Origin of the sequence: Micromonospora sp. NPDC050980, assembly GCF_040653835.1 — a bacterium.
GTDB lineage: Bacteria > Actinomycetota > Actinomycetes > Mycobacteriales > Micromonosporaceae > Micromonospora.
In genome coordinates, this window is record NZ_JBFAGS010000001.1 from 56,992 (window position 1) to 73,480 (window position 16,489).

General features: G+C 73.8%; 14 protein-coding genes. 10 read left to right on the plus strand and 4 right to left on the minus strand.

Translation table 11 applies throughout. The features are described 5' to 3' along the window. Positions 1 to 89: 89 nt before the first annotated feature. The gene (locus AB0H28_RS00270; protein WP_358033781.1) at positions 90 to 1,139 is read right to left on the minus strand and encodes a lysophospholipid acyltransferase family protein; all 1,050 of its coding nucleotides are present in this window, start codon (positions 1,137 to 1,139) and stop codon (positions 90 to 92) included. Between the two features lie 2 nt (positions 1,140 to 1,141). Beyond that, entirely contained in the window at positions 1,142 to 1,921 is a 780-nt protein-coding gene (locus AB0H28_RS00275) for a GNAT family N-acyltransferase (protein WP_358032052.1), read from the minus strand. 160 nt (positions 1,922 to 2,081) lie between these two features. Between AB0H28_RS00275 and AB0H28_RS00280 the strand changes: the two genes are divergently transcribed. The 7 genes from AB0H28_RS00280 (at position 2,082) to AB0H28_RS00310 (ending at position 12,214) form a co-directional block, all read left to right on the plus strand. After that, complete coding sequence (locus tag AB0H28_RS00280; RefSeq protein WP_358033785.1) at positions 2,082 to 2,738, plus strand: hypothetical protein; 657 nt, start codon at positions 2,082 to 2,084, stop codon at positions 2,736 to 2,738. Between the two features lie 139 nt (positions 2,739 to 2,877). Further along, positions 2,878 to 3,816, plus strand: a complete 939-nt coding sequence (locus tag AB0H28_RS00285; RefSeq protein WP_358032056.1) for an ABC transporter ATP-binding protein — start codon at positions 2,878 to 2,880, stop codon at positions 3,814 to 3,816. Next, the gene (locus tag AB0H28_RS00290) at positions 3,813 to 4,640 is read left to right on the plus strand and encodes an ABC transporter permease (protein ID WP_358032060.1); all 828 of its coding nucleotides are present in this window, start codon (positions 3,813 to 3,815) and stop codon (positions 4,638 to 4,640) included. The genes AB0H28_RS00285 and AB0H28_RS00290 overlap by 4 nt, the downstream gene beginning before the upstream one ends. A 279-nt stretch (positions 4,641 to 4,919) precedes the next feature. Further along, the gene (locus AB0H28_RS00295) at positions 4,920 to 8,657 is read left to right on the plus strand and encodes a multifunctional oxoglutarate decarboxylase/oxoglutarate dehydrogenase thiamine pyrophosphate-binding subunit/dihydrolipoyllysine-residue succinyltransferase subunit (RefSeq protein ID WP_358032063.1); all 3,738 of its coding nucleotides are present in this window, start codon (positions 4,920 to 4,922) and stop codon (positions 8,655 to 8,657) included. A 64-nt stretch (positions 8,658 to 8,721) separates the two neighbouring features. Beyond that, on the plus strand, positions 8,722 to 8,901 hold the full coding sequence (locus tag AB0H28_RS00300) for a DUF6104 family protein (protein ID WP_357106644.1): 180 nt from the start codon (positions 8,722 to 8,724) through the stop codon (positions 8,899 to 8,901). 140 nt (positions 8,902 to 9,041) lie between these two features. Next, the gene (gene pta / locus AB0H28_RS00305; protein ID WP_358032066.1) at positions 9,042 to 11,108 is read left to right on the plus strand and encodes a phosphate acetyltransferase; all 2,067 of its coding nucleotides are present in this window, start codon (positions 9,042 to 9,044) and stop codon (positions 11,106 to 11,108) included. Beyond that, positions 11,105 to 12,214 (plus strand): acetate kinase, encoded by a 1,110-nt coding sequence (locus AB0H28_RS00310; RefSeq protein WP_358032069.1) that lies wholly within the window; start codon positions 11,105 to 11,107, stop codon positions 12,212 to 12,214. The genes pta and AB0H28_RS00310 overlap by 4 nt, the downstream gene beginning before the upstream one ends. A 27-nt stretch (positions 12,215 to 12,241) precedes the next feature. Here AB0H28_RS00310 and AB0H28_RS00315 read toward each other — a convergent pair whose 3' ends face one another. Continuing rightward, entirely contained in the window at positions 12,242 to 12,418 is a 177-nt protein-coding gene (locus AB0H28_RS00315; protein ID WP_358032072.1) for a hypothetical protein, read from the minus strand. A gap of 181 nt (positions 12,419 to 12,599) precedes the next feature. On the opposite strand from AB0H28_RS00315, the gene AB0H28_RS00320 reads away from it, so the two are divergent. The 3 genes from AB0H28_RS00320 (at position 12,600) to AB0H28_RS00330 (ending at position 15,401) form a co-directional block, all read left to right on the plus strand. Further along, entirely contained in the window at positions 12,600 to 13,667 is a 1,068-nt protein-coding gene (locus AB0H28_RS00320; protein ID WP_358032075.1) for an alpha/beta hydrolase, read from the plus strand. A gap of 138 nt (positions 13,668 to 13,805) precedes the next feature. Next, entirely contained in the window at positions 13,806 to 14,339 is a 534-nt protein-coding gene (locus tag AB0H28_RS00325) for an aminoglycoside adenylyltransferase (RefSeq protein ID WP_358032078.1), read from the plus strand. 99 nt (positions 14,340 to 14,438) lie between these two features. Further along, positions 14,439 to 15,401, plus strand: coding sequence for a chlorophyllase (locus AB0H28_RS00330; RefSeq protein ID WP_358032081.1), 963 nt, complete (start codon positions 14,439 to 14,441; stop codon positions 15,399 to 15,401). Between the two features lie 62 nt (positions 15,402 to 15,463). Here AB0H28_RS00330 and AB0H28_RS00335 read toward each other — a convergent pair whose 3' ends face one another. Then, the gene (locus AB0H28_RS00335; protein ID WP_358032083.1) at positions 15,464 to 16,426 is read right to left on the minus strand and encodes a zinc-binding dehydrogenase; all 963 of its coding nucleotides are present in this window, start codon (positions 16,424 to 16,426) and stop codon (positions 15,464 to 15,466) included. Positions 16,427 to 16,489 lie beyond the last annotated feature (63 nt).

Below are 16,489 nucleotides of genomic sequence, written 5' to 3' on the forward strand. Positions count from 1 at the left end.
GAACTGGCGTCCAGCCACTACGGAAGGGCCTGTTCACCGGTCAGATCTCGGTGGGCTGTCGCATGGGCGCGAGCGGGGACTGGGATTGGTCAGGCGGCCAGGTCGAGGGCCGGTGTGGTCGGGGCGGGGCCGGACAGCGGCGAGGCTGCGACCCCGGGCTGCGCCGCGCCCGGAGGCGGAACCGGGGACACCGCCGGGGCCACGGCGCCCACCGGAGCCGAGCAGACTGCCGGGGCCGGGGAGACGGCAGGAGCCGGGGAGCCCGCCGGGGCCGGGGAGCGGCGGGGTGGGGAGCAGTGGATCACGGCTTCGGCGGCGCGGGCCAGCAGCCGGCGGTCCGCCCCGTCGGCCGGATGCAGCGCGGCGGCCACGGTCACCGTGACGGTCAGGTCGCGGGCGGCGAGCACCCGGCGCGCCGACGCCCAGAGCGTCTCCGCGCCGAGGAAGGCGGGCAGCGTGCTGGGGTCGCCCGCGTAGCGGTAGGCGACGCTCAGCGGCACCACCGGCGCGCCGGCCGTCACCGCGGCCTCGAACATCGCCGGGCGGAAGCCGCGACCGGGACGGCAGCCGGCCGTCGCGCCGCACCACGTCGTCCCCTCCGGGAACACCGCCACCGGATGCCCGGCGCGCAGCGCCTCGGCCACCCGGGCGACCGTCGCCGGCAGCTCACGCGGCCGGGACCGGTCCACGAAGACGGTGCCGGCCGCCGCGGCCAGCGCGCCCATCACCGGCCAACTCCGGACCTCCCGCTTGGCCAGCATCCGGGCCGGCGACACGGCGAGCACCGCGAGCACGTCCAGCCAGGAGACGTGGTTGGCGACCAGCAGCGCGCGGCGACGCGGCGGCCGGCCCCGGACCGCCAGCCGCACGCCGAGGGCGCGCAGCGTCGCACGGGCCCAACCACGCAACGCGGCCCGCCGGTCGGCCGCCGGCAACACCGGCAGCAGCGCGGCCAGACCGGCCCCCACCACCAGCATCCCGAGTACGCCGAGCAGCCGGCCGGCCCGGCGCAGCGCCGACACGTCCGGCGCGGCCGGTGGCGGCAGACAGTCCGGCCCGCAGCCGGAGGCGGGCCGCCACAGACCGTCGCCGGCCGGACGCCCGCCGTCCAGACCCGGCTGAGCGGCATCCACGAGCAGCGTCACGGTCCCACCTCGCCGAGGAAGTGCCGCAGGTGGCGCGGATTCATCCGGTCCAGCGAGAACAGCACGTAGAAGTCCGCGCAGCCGAACTCCGGGTCGTACGCCGGCTCGCCGGCGACCCAGGCGCCGAGCCGCAGGTAGCCGCGGAGCAGCGGCGGGACGAGCGCCCGGCGCTCGGCCGGGGTGAGCGGGGCGCCGGCGGCGGCGACCGGCGCCTCGGCGAACCAGGGCCGGCGCGGGGTCACCCGCAGCGGCGGCGGAGCGAGGTGCCGGTCGGTGACCTGCGCCCACACCTCGGCGGCGGCGACCCCGCCGTCGGCGACCGGCACCGAGGCGCAGCCGCCGAGCCAGCGGGAGCCGCGCAGGTGCAGGTAGCGGCAGATGCCGGCCCACATCAGGTTGATCACGGCGCCGGTGCGGTGGTCCGGGTGCACGCAGGACCGGCCGGCCTCGACGAGGTCGTCGCGGAGCGGGGCCAGCGCGCCCAGGTCGAACTCGCCGTCGGCGTACCGCCGGTCGGTGCGGCCGGGCGGCAGCAGCCGGTAGGTGCCGACCACCTCGCCGGTGCCCTCGCAGCGCACCACCAGGTGGTCGCAGTGCGCGTCGAACTCGTCGGTGTCGAGCCCGGCGGCACCGGGCGGCAGGGTGGCGCCGAGTTCTCCGGCGAAGACCTCGTGGCGCAGGCGTTGCGCGGCCGCGACCAGTGTCGGGTCGTCGGCGATCAGCAGGGTGTAACCGCTGGTCGTGATGGGTGCGCCAGCGGCGTGCAGAACGGCCATGGGTCCTGTGTAGGTGCCTCGGGTTGCCGTACCCGGGGTGAGGGGTGTCGATCCGGTGAACGCCCGTCGGCGGCGGCGTGCGGAGCGCGAACGGCACGTGTGCGAGGCTGCCGGGCGACCACCGGCGACGGCGCCGGCGGCGGTGAACCCGGAGGTGCGCGTGCTGGTCGAGGCCCGATTCCACGGACCGGACGGCTCCGGCAACGGCGGCTGGAGCGCCGGGATCTTCGCCGCGCTCGTCGACGACCGGGGGCCGGTGGAGGTGACGCTGCGCCGGCCGCCGCCGCTGGACACCCCGCTGGCCGCCGCCGACGGCGAGGTACGCGACCCGCAGGGCCGGCTGGTCGCCGAGGTGCGCCGCGTCGAGCCGGTCGACGCGGTGGTGCCGCCGGTGGACCCGGCGACGGCCGAGGACGCCGCGCGGGCGTACCCGGGGCTGGTGGACCACCCGTTCCCCGGCTGCTACGTCTGCGGCCCGGACCGCCCGGACGGATTGCGGATCTTCCCCGGCCGGCTGCCGGACGGGCGGACCGCGGCGCCGTTCCACGCCCCGGCCGAGGTGGTGCCCGCCACGGTCTGGGCGGCGCTGGACTGCCCCGGCGGCTGGGCGGTGCTCTCCGCCGGCCGGCCGTACGTCCTGGGCCGGATCGCCGCGCAGGTCACCGCGCTGCCGCGGCCCGGCGACGCGTGCGTGGTGACGGGCGTCGCGGTGCGCCGCGAGGGGCGCCGCGCCGAGGTGCACACCAGCCTGTACGGGCCGGACGGCGCGCTGTTGGGTCGGGCCCGTGCCACCTGGGTCGCGCTGCCGGCCGGGTGATCTCCTCCTTGAGGAGGAAGGCGCGTACGCACCCCGCCTGATTGACCCCCTTGCGCCAGGTTGTCAGGCTGTGCGGGGCGCCCCCGCAACGGCGTCCCACCGGCGTGCGTCGAGCCCGCCGGGGCAGGAGAGGAGAATGATGTCCGACGGGCAGCCACGCCCCAGTGCCGGGACCGGCCAGATCATCGTGTCCGGCTTGACCAAGCAATACAAGAACGTCCGCGCGGTCGACAATCTGTCGTTCACCGTCGAGCCGGGCCGGGTCACCGGCTTCCTCGGCCCGAACGGCGCCGGTAAGACGACCACGCTGCGCATGCTGCTCAACCTGGTCACGCCGACCGCCGGCACGGCCACCATCGGCGGCCACCGGTACGCCGACCTGACCGACCCGCTGCGGACGGTGGGCGCGGTGCTGGAGGCGTCCAGCGCGCACAAGGGCCGCACCGGGATCAACCACCTGCGGGTGATCTGCGCGGCGGCCGGGCTGCCGAAGGAGCGCGCGGACGAGGCGCTGGCCCTGGTCGGGCTCTCGCCGGCGGCGAAGCGCAAGTTCAAGGGCTACTCGCTGGGCATGAAGCAGCGCCTGGGGATCGCCGCCGCGATGCTCGGCAACCCACAGGTGCTGATCCTGGACGAGCCGGCCAACGGCCTGGACCCGGAGGGCATCCGCTGGATGCGGGGCTTCCTCAAGGGCCTGGCCGCCGAGGGCCGGACGGTGCTGGTCTCCAGCCACCTGCTCTCCGAGATGCAGCTGCTCGCCGACGACGTGGTGATCATCGCGGCCGGCAAGCTGGTCCGGCAGGGGCCGGTCGAGCAGGTGATGGGCTCGATGACGCACGGCGCCCGGGTGCGGGTGCGTACCCCGCAGGCGGACGAGCTGGCCGCGGCGCTGCGCGAGCAGTCCGCCACGGTCGACGCCGACCCGCACGGAGCGCTGCTGGTCAGCGGCGTGGACGCGCCGACCGTGGGCCGGCTCGCGCTGGCCGCGAAGGTCGAGCTGCACGAGCTGACCACGGAACGTCCCGACCTCGAAGGGGTCTTCCTGGAGCTGACGGCCGGAAAGGCGGAGATCCGATGACGCTGGTCCGATCCGAACTGCTCAAGATCCGCACCACCAGCACCTGGTGGATCTTCGGGCTGATCACCCTCCCGCTGTGGGGGCTCGCGCTGTTCTTCAACTATCTCCAGACCGACGCCCTGGCCGGCGGCAACCTGGGCGAGGTGTCGGGTGACCAGGCCGACCAGCTCCAGGCGGCCGCGGCGGCCGACAACCTGGCCGCCAACCTCTACACCAACGGTCAGTTCTTCGGCCTGCTCATCGTGATGCTGCTCGGCATCGTGGTGGTGACGAGCGAGTTCTTCCACCAGACGGTGACCACCACGTTCCTCACCGCGCCGCACCGCACCGCGGTGATGCTGGCCAAGCTGGCCGCGGCCGGCGTGCTGGCGCTGCTCTTCTGGATCGTCACCACGGCGCTCAACCTGATCTTCGCACCGTTGATCCTGAACGCGGTGGACGTCGACCCGCAGCTCGGCAGCGGCGTGGTCTGGCGTGCGATAGCGCTCAACGGGCTGGCCTATCTGCTCTGGTCGGTGCTCGGCGTCGGCCTCGGCGTGCTGATCCGCAGCCAGATCGGCGCGACCGTGACCGGCATCCTGCTCTACCTGGGCGGCACCATCGGCGCGGCGATCGCGATCGGCCTGCTGGCGGAGCGGTTCGGCGACTGGATCAGCAAGCTTCAGCTTCTGGTGCCGTCGCTGGCGTCCAGTCTGATGGTGGGCGGCGACACCGACATCCCGGGGAACCCACCGCAGTGGGCCGGCGCCGCGGTGCTGATCGGCTACGCGGTGGTGACCGGCGTGATCGGCGTGCTGACCATCCGGCGGCGCGACATCTCCTGAGCCACACCCGACCGGGCCCCGGGCCGGTGACCCTGCGTCACCGACCGGGGCCCGTCGTCGTTCCGCCGGAGTCGGCCGTCGGGCTAGCAGGAGTCGGCGCGACAGGCAGCGTTTGCCGAAGTTCTGGCATCTTCTGTGAAACGGGCCACCAGCCGGAGGCGAGAATGCCTGTGGCAATCGCACGGCGTAGCCTGGGATCCGTCTCCTGTGCCCAGGCGAACCGGGCGCGGGACCCACCGCGTGACATTCACAACCGCGTGAAAGAGGCGATTAGCGGCCGTGTCGACCCAGCAGACATCGCAGGAGAACCCACTGGCGGGTTTCGGCCCGAACGAGTGGATCGTCGAGGAGATGTACCAGCGCTACCTCGCCGACCCATCGAGCGTCGACTCGGCCTGGCACGACTTCTTCGCCGACTACCGGCCGGCGCCCGGCGCCGCGACCCCGCGTCCGGAGCAGGCGGCCCCGCCGGCCGCCCGGCCGGAGCCCGCCGAGCAGCAGGAGGCGGTGGCCACCGCCACCGAGAAGCCGGCCCCCGCCAAGGCCGCGCCGGCCAAGCCGGCCGAGAAGCCCGCCGCCAGGCCGGCGGCGAAGACGGCCGAGCCGGCCCCGGCGAAGAAGGCCGCCCCGGCCAAACCGGCCGCGAAGGCGCCGGCCGCGAGCGCCGCCGGCACCACCCCGCTACGCGGCGTGGCCGCCAAGATCGTTCAGAACATGGACGCCTCACTCGCCGTGCCGACCGCCACCAGCGTGCGCGCGGTCCCGGCGAAGCTGCTGGTCGACAACCGCATCGTGATCAACAACCACCTGGCCCGGGGCCGGGGCGGCAAGGTCAGCTTCACCCACCTGATCGGCTACGCGATGGTCCGGGCGCTGATCGAGCACCCGGAGATGAACAACTCCTTCGCCGAGGTCGACGGCAAGCCGGCGATGCTCCGCCCCGAGCACGTCAACCTGGGCATCGCCATCGACCTGACCAAGCCGGACGGCTCCCGCAACCTGGTCGTGCCGTCCATCAAGGCCTGCGAGCAGATGGACTTCCGGCAGTTCTGGCAGGCGTACGAGGACGTGGTCCGGCGCGCCCGCCGCAACGAGCTGACCATGGAGGACTACTCCGGCACCACCATCTCGCTGACCAACCCGGGCGGCATCGGCACGGTGCACTCGATCCCGCGCCTGATGCAGGGGCAGAGCGCCATCATCGGCGTCGGGGCGATGGAATACCCGGCCCCCTACCAGGGCATGAGCGAGGCCACCCTGGCCGAGAACGCGGTCAGCAAGGTGATCACGCTGACCAGCACCTACGACCACCGGATCATCCAGGGCGCCCAGTCCGGCGAGTTCCTCAAGGTGATGCACGAGCTGATGCTCGGCGAGCGCGGTTTCTACGACGAGATCTTCACCTCGCTGCGCATCCCGTACGAGCCGGTGCGCTGGATGCGTGACGTGGCCGTCGACAGCGAAGGCCAGATCAACAAGACCGCGCGGGTGCACGAGCTGATCCACGCCTACCGGGTGCGCGGTCACCTGATGGCCGACACCGACCCGCTCGAGTTCAAGATCCGCAAGCACCCCGACCTGGACGTGCTCCAGCACGGGCTGACCCTGTGGGACCTGGACCGGGTCTTCCCGGTCAACGGCTTCGCCGGTCAGCAGCGGATGAAGCTGCGGTCGATCCTCGGTGTGCTGCGCGACTCCTACTGCCGGCGGGTCGGCATCGAGTACATGCACATCCAGGACCCGGAGGAGCGGCGCTGGATCCAGGAGCGGGTGGAGCGCAAGTACGAGAAGCCCGACACCGACGAGCAGAAGCACGTGCTCAACCGCCTCAACGCCGCCGAGGCGTTCGAGACGTTCCTGCAGACCAAATATGTGGGCCAGAAGCGTTTCTCGCTGGAGGGCGGCGAGTCGCTGATCCCGCTGCTCGGCGAGGTGCTGGAGTCCTCCGCCGAGGCCGGGCTGGACGAGGTCGTCATCGGCATGGCCCACCGCGGCCGGCTCAACGTGCTGGCCAACATCGTCGGCAAGCCGTACGAGAAGATCTTCTCCGAGTTCGAGGGGCACCTCGACCCGCGGTCCACCCAGGGCTCCGGCGACGTGAAATACCACCTCGGCCAGAATGGCAAGTTCACCACGCCGGACGGCGAGCACGCGGTCAAGGTGTCGGTGGTGGCGAACCCGTCGCACCTGGAGGCAGTCGACCCGGTGCTGGAGGGCATCGTCCGGGCCAAGCAGGACCGGATCGACCTCAAGCTGGAGGGCTACACCGTGCTGCCGCTGGCGGTGCACGGTGACGCCGCCTTCGCCGGGCAGGGCGTGGTCGCCGAGACGCTCAACCTGTCCCAGCTGCGCGGCTACCGCACCGGCGGCACCGTGCACGTGGTGGTCAACAACCAGGTCGGTTTCACCACCGCCCCGGAATACAGCCGGTCCAGCCTCTACAGCACCGACGTGGCCCGGATGATCCAGGCCCCGATCTTCCACGTGAACGGCGACGACCCGGAGGCCGTGGTCCGGGTGGCGCGGCTCGCGTTCGAATACCGTCAGGCGTTCAACAAGGACGTCGTGATCGACCTGGTCTGCTACCGCCGGCGCGGGCACAACGAGGGCGACGACCCGTCCATGTCCAACCCCCAGATGTACAAGATCATTGACTCGAAGCGGTCGGTCCGCAAGCTCTACACCGAGGAGCTGATCGGGCGCGGTGACATCACCGTGGAGGACGCCGAGGAGTTGCTGCGCGACTACCAGGCCCAGCTCGAACGCGTCTTCAAGGCGACCCGCGACGCGGCCACCACACCGCGCCAGCTCGGCCGCCCGAAGCGGGCGGACGAGCCGGAGCCGCAGGTCGACACCGCCACCGACGCCTCGGTGGTCAAGGCGATCGGCGAGGCGCACGTCAACCTGCCCGAGGGCTTCACCCCGCACAAGCGCATCCAGCAGCTGCTGGAGCGGCGCCGGAAGATGTCCGTCGAGGGCAACATCGACTGGGGCTTCGGCGAGATCATCGCGTTCGGCGCGCTGCTGCACGACGGGGTCACCGTCCGGCTCGCCGGGCAGGACTCGCGGCGCGGCACGTTCGTCCAACGGCACGCCTCGGTCGTCGACGCCCGCACCGGCGACGACTACCTGCCGCTGAAGACGTTCACCGCCGACGGCGAGCGGTCCCGCTTCTTCGTCCACGACTCGCTGCTCTCCGAGTACGCCGCCATGGGCTTCGAGTACGGCTACTCGGTGGAGAACGTCAACGCGCTGGTGGCCTGGGAGGCCCAGTTCGGTGACTTCGTCAACGGCGCCCAGTCGGTGATCGACGAGTTCATCTCCTCCGGCGAGGTGAAGTGGGGCCAGCGCTCGGCGGTCACCCTGCTGCTGCCGCACGGCCACGAGGGCCAGGGGCCGGACCACACCTCCGGCCGCCCGGAGCGGTTCCTCCAGCAGTGTGCCGAGGACAACATGCGGGTGGCCATCCCGACCACCCCGGCGAACTACTTCCACCTGCTGCGCCGCCAGGCGCTGTCGCCCAAGCGCAAGCCGCTGGTGGTGTTCACGCCGAAGTCGCTGCTGCGACACAAGCTCTGCGTGTCGTCGGTGGAGGACTTCACCACGGGCACCTTCCAGCCCGTGCTGGCCGACACCGGCGCCCCGGCGCCGGAGCAGGTGAAGCGGGTGCTGCTCTGCTCGGGCAAGGTCTACTACGACCTGTTCCAGGCCCGGCAGGAGCGGGGCGTCACCGACACCGTGATCCTCCGGATGGAGCAGCTCTACCCGCTGCCGGTGGACGAGGTCCGCGCCGCGCTGGCGCAGTACCCGAACGCCGAGGACTTCGCCTGGGTCCAGGAGGAGCCGGCCAACCAGGGCGCCTGGTCGTTCGTCGCGCTCAACCTGCTGGAGCACCTGCCCGAGGTGCGACTGCGCCGCATCTCCCGCCCGGCCGCCGCCGCCCCGGCGGTCGGCTCGGCGAAGATGCACGAGGTCGAGCAGAACGCGCTGATCGAGGCGGCTCTCCCCCGCCCGTGACACCGCCGGCAGCGGCCCGTCCCGGCGCCGGGACGGGCCGCTGCCGTCCGACGAGAGGACGACCGTGTACTTCACCGACCGTGGCATCGAGGAACTCGTCGAGCGCCGGGGCGACGAGCAGGTCAGCCTGGAGTGGCTGGGCGAGCGCCTGCGCGACTTCGTCGACCTGAACCCGGAGTTCGAGACCCCGGTCGAGCGGTTCGCCACCTGGCTGGCCCGCCTCGACGACCCGGACGACGAGTAGACCTCGACGCCCAACCTCGCCACCGCCCGATACGGGTCGCAGTTCCGGCGCGCGAGGGCCGCGACCGCAAGATCGGCACGAGAGAGGGCCCGGGCCCAAGGACCCGGGCGGCGGTATGGGCGATCTTGTAGCGTGAGGGCGTGGCGCGCAGCGTGTACCTGACCAGCGTGGGGTCGGGCGGGGGGAAGTCGACACTGGCACTCGGGCTGGCCGAGCTGCTGTCCCGGCAGGTCGGCCGGATCGCCGCGTTCCGGCCCCTGGTCGCCGGCGACGGCACCGACCCGATCCTGGCCCTGCTCACCGGGCGCTACCGGGTCGAGCTGCCGGTCGACGAGCTGCACGGCGCGACGTACGCCGAAGCCACCGAGCTGGTCGCGAACGGCCGGCGGGAGGAGCTGATCTCGCGGATCGTGGCCCGCTACCGGGAGGTGGAGCGACGCTGCCCCGCCGTCGTGGTGGTGGGCAGCGACTTCGCCGACGGCGACGGCGCCGGCCCCCGCGAGCTGGCCTTCAACGCCCGCCTCGCGACCGAGTTCGGCAGCGTCGTGGTGCCCGTGGTGGACGGGTTCGGGCAGCCACCCCAGGCGATCGTGGCGGCGATACGTGGCGCGTACCACGATCTGGCCGACCTGGGCGCGACGGTGGTCGCGGTGGTCGCCAACCGGGTGCCCGAGCCGACGGCGCCGCCCGAGCTGCCGGTCCCCGCGTACGCGATCCCGGAGGTGCCGACCGTGTCGGCACCGACGGTGGCCGAGGTCGCGGCGGCGCTCGGCGCCACCCGGCTCGCCGGCGACCAGGCCGCGCTCGACCGCGACGTGCTCGACTACGTGGTCGGCGCCGCGCACGTGCCGATCCTGCTGGACCACCTCACCGACGGGGCGCTGGTGATCACCCCCGGTGACCGGGCCGACCTGCTGGTGGCCGCCGGCGCCGCGCACGTGGCCGGGCAGGTCTCGCTGGCCGGGCTGGTGCTCACGCTCGGCGAACAGCCCGACCCGCGGGCGATGCGGCTGGTCGAGCGGATGAACACCGGGCTGGCCGTGCTGTCGGTGACCAGCGACAGCTACGACACGGTCGAGGCGTCCAGCCGGATCGAAGGGCGGCCGAGCACCGCCAACCCGCGCAAGGTGGAGGCCGCGCTGGGCGCGTTCGAGCGATGCGTCGACACCGACGACCTGGCCCGCCGGCTACGGGTCACCCGCTCCGCGCGGGTCACCCCGCTGATGTTCGAGAACGACCTGATCGACCGGGCCCGGGCCCACCGTCGCCGGCTGGTGCTGCCCGAGGGCACCGAGGAGCGGATCCTGCGCGCGGCGGAGGTGCTGCTGCGCCGGGGCGTCGCCGAGTTGACCCTGCTCGGCCGGCCGGACGAGATCGCCCGGCGGACCCGCGAGCTGGGCGTCGACGTCGGCGACGCGCAGGTGGTCGACCCGGCGGCCAGCGAGTGGCGGGACGAGTTCGCCGAGGCGTACGCGAAGCTGCGCGCGCACCGGGGCGTGACGCCGGAGCTGGCGTACGACGTGGTGGCGCAGCCCAACTACTTCGGCACCATGATGGTGCAGGCCGGACGCGCCGACGGGATGGTCTCCGGGGCCACCCACACCACGGCCGCCACCATCCGCCCCGCCTTCGAGATCATCCGTACCGTGCCCGGTGTCTCGGTCGCGTCGAGCGTCTTCTTCATGCTGCTCGCCGATCGGGTGCTGGTCTACGGCGACTGCGCGGTCAACCCGGACCCGGACGCCGCCCAGCTCGCCGACATCGCCATCTCGTCGGCCGACACCGCGGCCCGGTTCGGCATCGAGCCCCGGGTGGCGATGCTGTCCTACTCGACCGGCAGCTCCGGCGCCGGCGCGGACGTGGAGAAGGTCGCGGCGGCAACCAAGCTGGTCCGGGAACGCCGGCCGGAGCTGCTGGTCGAAGGCCCGATCCAGTACGACGCGGCGATCGACCCGCAGGTCGCGACCACCAAGCTGCCGGACAGCCCGGTGGCGGGTCGGGCCACCGTGTTCATCTTCCCGGATCTGAACACCGGCAACAACACCTACAAGGCGGTGCAGCGTTCCGCCGGCGCGGTCGCGGTCGGCCCGGTCATGCAGGGCCTGCGTCGGCCGGTCAACGACCTGTCGAGGGGCGCGACCGTGCCGGACATCGTCAACACGGTGGCGATCACCGCCATCCAGGCCGCCGCGGAGGCGCCCCGATGAGCCGCATCCTGGTCCTCAACAGCGGATCCTCGTCGGTCAAGTACCGGCTCTACGACGGCGACGACGTCCTCGACAAGGGCACCGTGGAGCGCGTCGGCGAGCCGGGCGGCGGGCCGGCCGACCACGAGAGCGCGGTCCGGGAGATCATCGACCGGCTCGACCGCACCGGGCTGGCCGGCGTCGGGCACCGGGTGGTGCACGGCGGGCGACGGTTCAGCGCCCCGGTGCTGATCGACGACGCGGTGGTCAGCGCGATCGAGGACCTCGTGCCGCTCGCCCCGCTGCACAATCCGGCCAACCTCGCCGGCATCCGGGTGGCCCGGGAGGCGCTGCCGGAAACCCCGCAGGTGGCGGTCTTCGACACCGCGTTCCACCACACGCTGCCCGACGCCGCCGCCACCTACGCCATCGACCGGGCCACCGCCGAGCGTTACGACGTCCGCAGGTACGGCTTTCACGGCACCTCGCACTCGTACGTCTCGCGGCGGGCCGCCGAACTGCTGGGCCGGCCGTACGCCGAGCTGAACAGCATCACGCTGCACCTGGGCAACGGGGCGAGCGCCTGCGCGGTGGCCGGCGGCCGGAGCGTCGCCACCTCGATGGGCATGTCCCCGCTGGAGGGCCTGGTGATGGGCACCCGCAGCGGCGACCTCGACCCGACGATCATCTTCCACCTGCGCCGCGCGGGCGGGATGGGTGTGGACGAGATCGACGACCTGCTCAACCACCGCAGCGGCCTGCTCGGGCTCACCGGAGCCAACGACATGCGGGAGGTGCTGGCCCGCCGGGACACCGGTGACCCGGCGGCGGCGCTGGCGTTCGACGTCTACTGCCGCCGGATCACCGGCTACGTGGGCGCGTACTACGCGCTGCTCGGGCGGGTCGACACGATCGCCTTCACCGCCGGGGTCGGCGAGCACGCCGCGGCGGTCCGGTCGGCGTCGCTGGCCGGCCTGGACCGGCTCGGCATCGCCGTCGACCCGACCCGCAACGACGGCGCGGGGGACCGGGTCGTCTCCCCGGAGGGCGCGGAGGTCGCGGTGCTGGTGATCGGCACCGACGAGGAGCGGGAGATCGCCCGGGAGACCCGCGAGGTGCTCGCCTGACTGCCGGTCGGCGTCGCGCGGGCGGGCTCAGCCCAGGGCGAGCCAGGCGGCCAGCACGACGACCACCACGGCGGCCACGGCGACGCCGATGATCAGCGGCAGTCGGGACGGGGCGGACGACGCCGCCGTGGCCGGCTCGGGCGCGTCGACGAAGGCACGGAACTGCGCTGTGTTGCCGCTCGGGTCGGTGTAGTTCTCAGTCATGCGCGTGACCCTAGCGAAGCCGGCCGGACCCGCGTGCCCCGCCGGGCCGGTGCCCCCGCCGCCGGGCGACCGGCTCGGGCAGACTCGGCCGGCCGGTGGAGGTTCCGCCCGGCCGGGTGGTGGGAGCAGCCGGCCCGGACGGCGGGCGCGGGCGGCCCGGTCGGCTGCCCGTCGTGCCGGGGTGACGGGGCAGCGGCTGGTGGCCGCGCTGATGACGGTGCTGCTGGCCGGGTGTGGGCCGGCCGTCGCCGCCTCCGACCCGGCCCCGGCCGCGGAACGGGCCGCGCCGGAGCGCCCCTACGCGGTGGGCGTGCGGGAATTCACCGTCGACCCGGACGGCCCCCGGCCCCTGCCGGTCACCGTCTGGTATCCGGTGGACCGCACGACCTCCCCCGGCCCGATCGCCGACGGCCCCTCGGACGCGGCACCCTCCCCTGGCCCGATCGCCGACGGCCCCTCGGCCACGGCACCCTCCCCGGACCGGTCCGGGCCGGGTCGCCGACCGGCCGTCACGCCGAGCCCCGCTACGCGGACCGGGCCGCGGGTGTGGCCCGGAGCGCCGGTGGCCACCGGGCGGTTCCCGGTGGTCGTGCACAGCCACGGACTGCGCAGCCTGCCCGCGCTGCACGCCGCACTGACCACCCGCTGGGCGGCGGCCGGCCTGGTGGTGGTCGCGCCCACCTATCCGCGTACCAACCGGCGGGCCCGGAACTTCTCCCGCGACGACGTCCGCAACCAGCCGGCCGACGCCTGGCGGCTGGTCCGCCACCTCGTCCGCCTGAGCACCCGCGCCGGTGATCCGCTCGGCGCGCACCTGGCCATGGACCGGCTCGCCGCCACCGGGCACTCGGCCGGCGGCCACACCACCCTCGGCATGTTCGCGTCCGCACCACCGGTCCCGCTGCGGGCGGCCATCGTGCTCGCCGGTGGCCGGCCGGCGGTCGGCCCGGTCCGACCGCTCGCGCCGGTGCTGTTCGTGCACGGCACCGCCGACCGGATCGTCCCGCACTCGATCGGCCGGGCCGCGTACGCCCGGTGCCTCGGGCCGGCCGCCTTCCTCAGCCTGCTCCGGCAGGGCCACGGCGAGTACCTCAACCCGGGCCGCCCCGGATTCGCCCCGGTGCTCGCCACCACCACCGACTTCCTCCGCTGGGCGCTCTACGCCGACCGGGCAGCACTGCGTCGCCTCCCCGCCGACGCCACCACGCCCGGTGTCACCACCTTCACCACCCGCTCCTTCCCCGCCTGAACCGCACCCGCCGCCCGCCACCCGCCACCCGCCACCCGCCGCCCGCCGCCCGCCGCTCGGAGTGTTAAGCGGGGGCCCCTGCTCTACCGCAGGCGTTAAGCGGGGGCCCCTCCTTACGATCGGCGGTAGCGTTGCGCGGTGGACGAGCTGGCGCAGCGGCAACTGGGTGCGATTCGAGACGTCGTCGACCTGGCCGGGGCGGCCGGGATCGAGGTCTGGCTGCGCGGCGGCTGGGCGATGGACTTCCACCTCGGCGCGGTGAGCCGCCCGCACGTCGACGTCGACTGGTACTGCTGGCGGCGTGACGCCGACCGGCTGGCGGCCCGGCTCGGCAGCCAGGGTTGGCGCCCCGACCCGCGGATGCCGGCCGCCAAGCAGCTCGACCTGTTTCGCGGCGACGTGGAGATGAGCTTCGCCTACCTCGATCGGGACGCGACCGGACGCGTGGTGGTCGGCGCCGGGCCGTGGGCGGGCACACCCCTGCCGCACGGGATGCTGGACGCGCCGCCCGGCCGGGTCGGCTCGTTCACCGCCCCGGTGATCAGTGTCACCGCGCAGATCGAGTTCAAGGAGATGTTCCCGGTCTGGATGCCGGAGCGTCCCCGCCGCGCCAAGGACGCCACCGACCTGACCCGCCTGCGGGCCTCGGTCGCCCGCCGCACGCCGAGCTGAGCGCCCCACCGCTCGCACCGCGTGTGAGAAGGGGCCCCTTCTCTACCACAGGCGTTAAGAGGGGGCCCCGCCTTAACGGCGCGAGGCACAATCGGGTTCATGCGCCGTCGTTTCGTCGCCCTGGTCAGCGCCGCACTGGTCGGCTCCGCGGCGGCCGGCTGCTCGGAGCCGGCCGCCCCGGCCGGGCGGCCCGCCGCCGACGCCCCACCGCGGGCCACCACGCCCGCCCCCCGGGTCGCTGCCGGCACGGCGCCCACGAAGAGCTTCGCGGTCGGCGTACGCCAGGTGAAGCTGAACCGCGACGGCGACCGCCCGCTGCCGGTAACGCTCTGGTACCCGGCGACGGGCGCGGCCGGCGGCACGGCCGAGCGGTCCGCGCCGGTGGCCGCCGGACGGTTCCCGGTGGTGCTGTTCAGCCACGGCCTGGACGCCCGGCCGGAGGACTATCAGGCGCTGCTGACCCGCTGGGCGGCGGCCGGGTTCGTGGTCGCCGCGCCGCGCTTCCCGCACACCGGACGGGGTGGCGACGGCAACCCGTTGGACGTGCTCAACCAGCCGGCCGACGTGTCGTACGTGTTGACCCGGGTGCTCGCGCTCGGCGAGACCGCCGGCGACCCGCTGCGCGGCCGGTTGGATCCGGAGCGGGTGGCCGCGACCGGGCACAGCGCCGGGGGCGTGACCACCATCGGGCTGTTCACCACCGGCCGGGACGAGCGGCTGGACGCCGGGATCGTGTTCGCCGGCACGGCGCTCGGCGTGGGCACCGCGTTCGCCGGCGCCGCCGCGCCGCAGCTGTTCGTGCACGGCGAGGCGGACGAGGTGGTGTCCTACGCCGCCGGCCGGGCCGTGTTCGACGCGGTGCCGTGGCCGAAGGCGATGCTCAGCCTCCCGAAGGGCGACCACGGCCGGGCGTTGCTCGGCGACGGGAAGGCGCTGCGGGTGGTCGCCGACACCACAGTCGAGTTCCTCCGCTGGACGCTCTACGGCGACCCCGCCGCGAAGAAGCGCCTCCCTACGGACGCATCTCGCGACAACCTCGCCACCCTCGACGACCGGTTGTAAGGAGGGGCCCCCTGTTAACGCCTGCGGTAGAGAAGGGGCCCTTTCTCACCATGCCGACTGGCTCACGCGGTGTGGTCGACGACCACCTTGCCGAAGACCTCGCCGGAGTGCAGCCGGGCGAACGCCTCCTCGATCTCCCCGAACGGCACCACCCGGTCCACCACCGGGCGGACCCCGCGCTCGGCGCAGAACGCGAGCAGCTCGGCCAGCTCGCCCGGGGTGCCCATGGAGGTGCCGAGGATCTCCAGCTGCATGGCGAAGACGCGGCGCAGGTTGACGGTGGGCTCGTGCCCGGCGGTGGCGCCGGAGACCACGATCCGGGCCATCGGGGCGGCCGACTTCAGCGAGTGCTCGAACGTGGCGGCACCGACCGTCTCGATCACCACGTCGACCCGTTCCGGCAGCCGGGCGCCGGGCTCCAGCGCGGTAGCGCCCAGCTCGGCGATCCGCTCCCGCTTGGCGGCGTCGCGGCTGGTCGCGTACACCCGCTTGCCGAGCGCGACGCCGAGCGCGACCGCCGCGGTGGCCACGCCGCCCCCGGCGCCCTGGACCAGCACCGACTCGCCGTCGGCGACCCGGCCCCGGGTGGTGAGCATCCGCCACGCGGTCAGCCAGGCCGTGGGCAGGCACGCCGCGTCGGTCGCCGACAGGCCGTCGGGCAGCGGCAGCAGGTTCATCCGGGGTACGGCGACCAGCTCGGCGAACGTGCCCGGGAAGCGCTCGGAGAGGATGGAGACCCCGCGCGGGTCGCCCGGGGTGGGCACCACCGGGTAGATGACCATCTCGTTGCCGTCCGGGTCGGTGCCGACCGCGTCGCAGCCCAGGATCATCGGGAGTTGGTCGGCGGTCAGGCCGACGCCGCGCAGCGACCAGAGGTCGTGGTGGTTGAGCGAGCTGGCCCGCACCCGCACGGTCACCCAGTCGTCCTGCGGGTGGGTCGGCTCGGGACGGTCGCCGACGGTGAGCGCGGCGAGCGGGTTGTCGGCGTCGAAGGCCGAGGCATAGGCGGCACGCATGATCCGCACGGTAACAAGCTGAGCGGCCGTTAAGAAGGGGCCCCGCCTCTACCGCAGGCGTTAAGAAGGGGC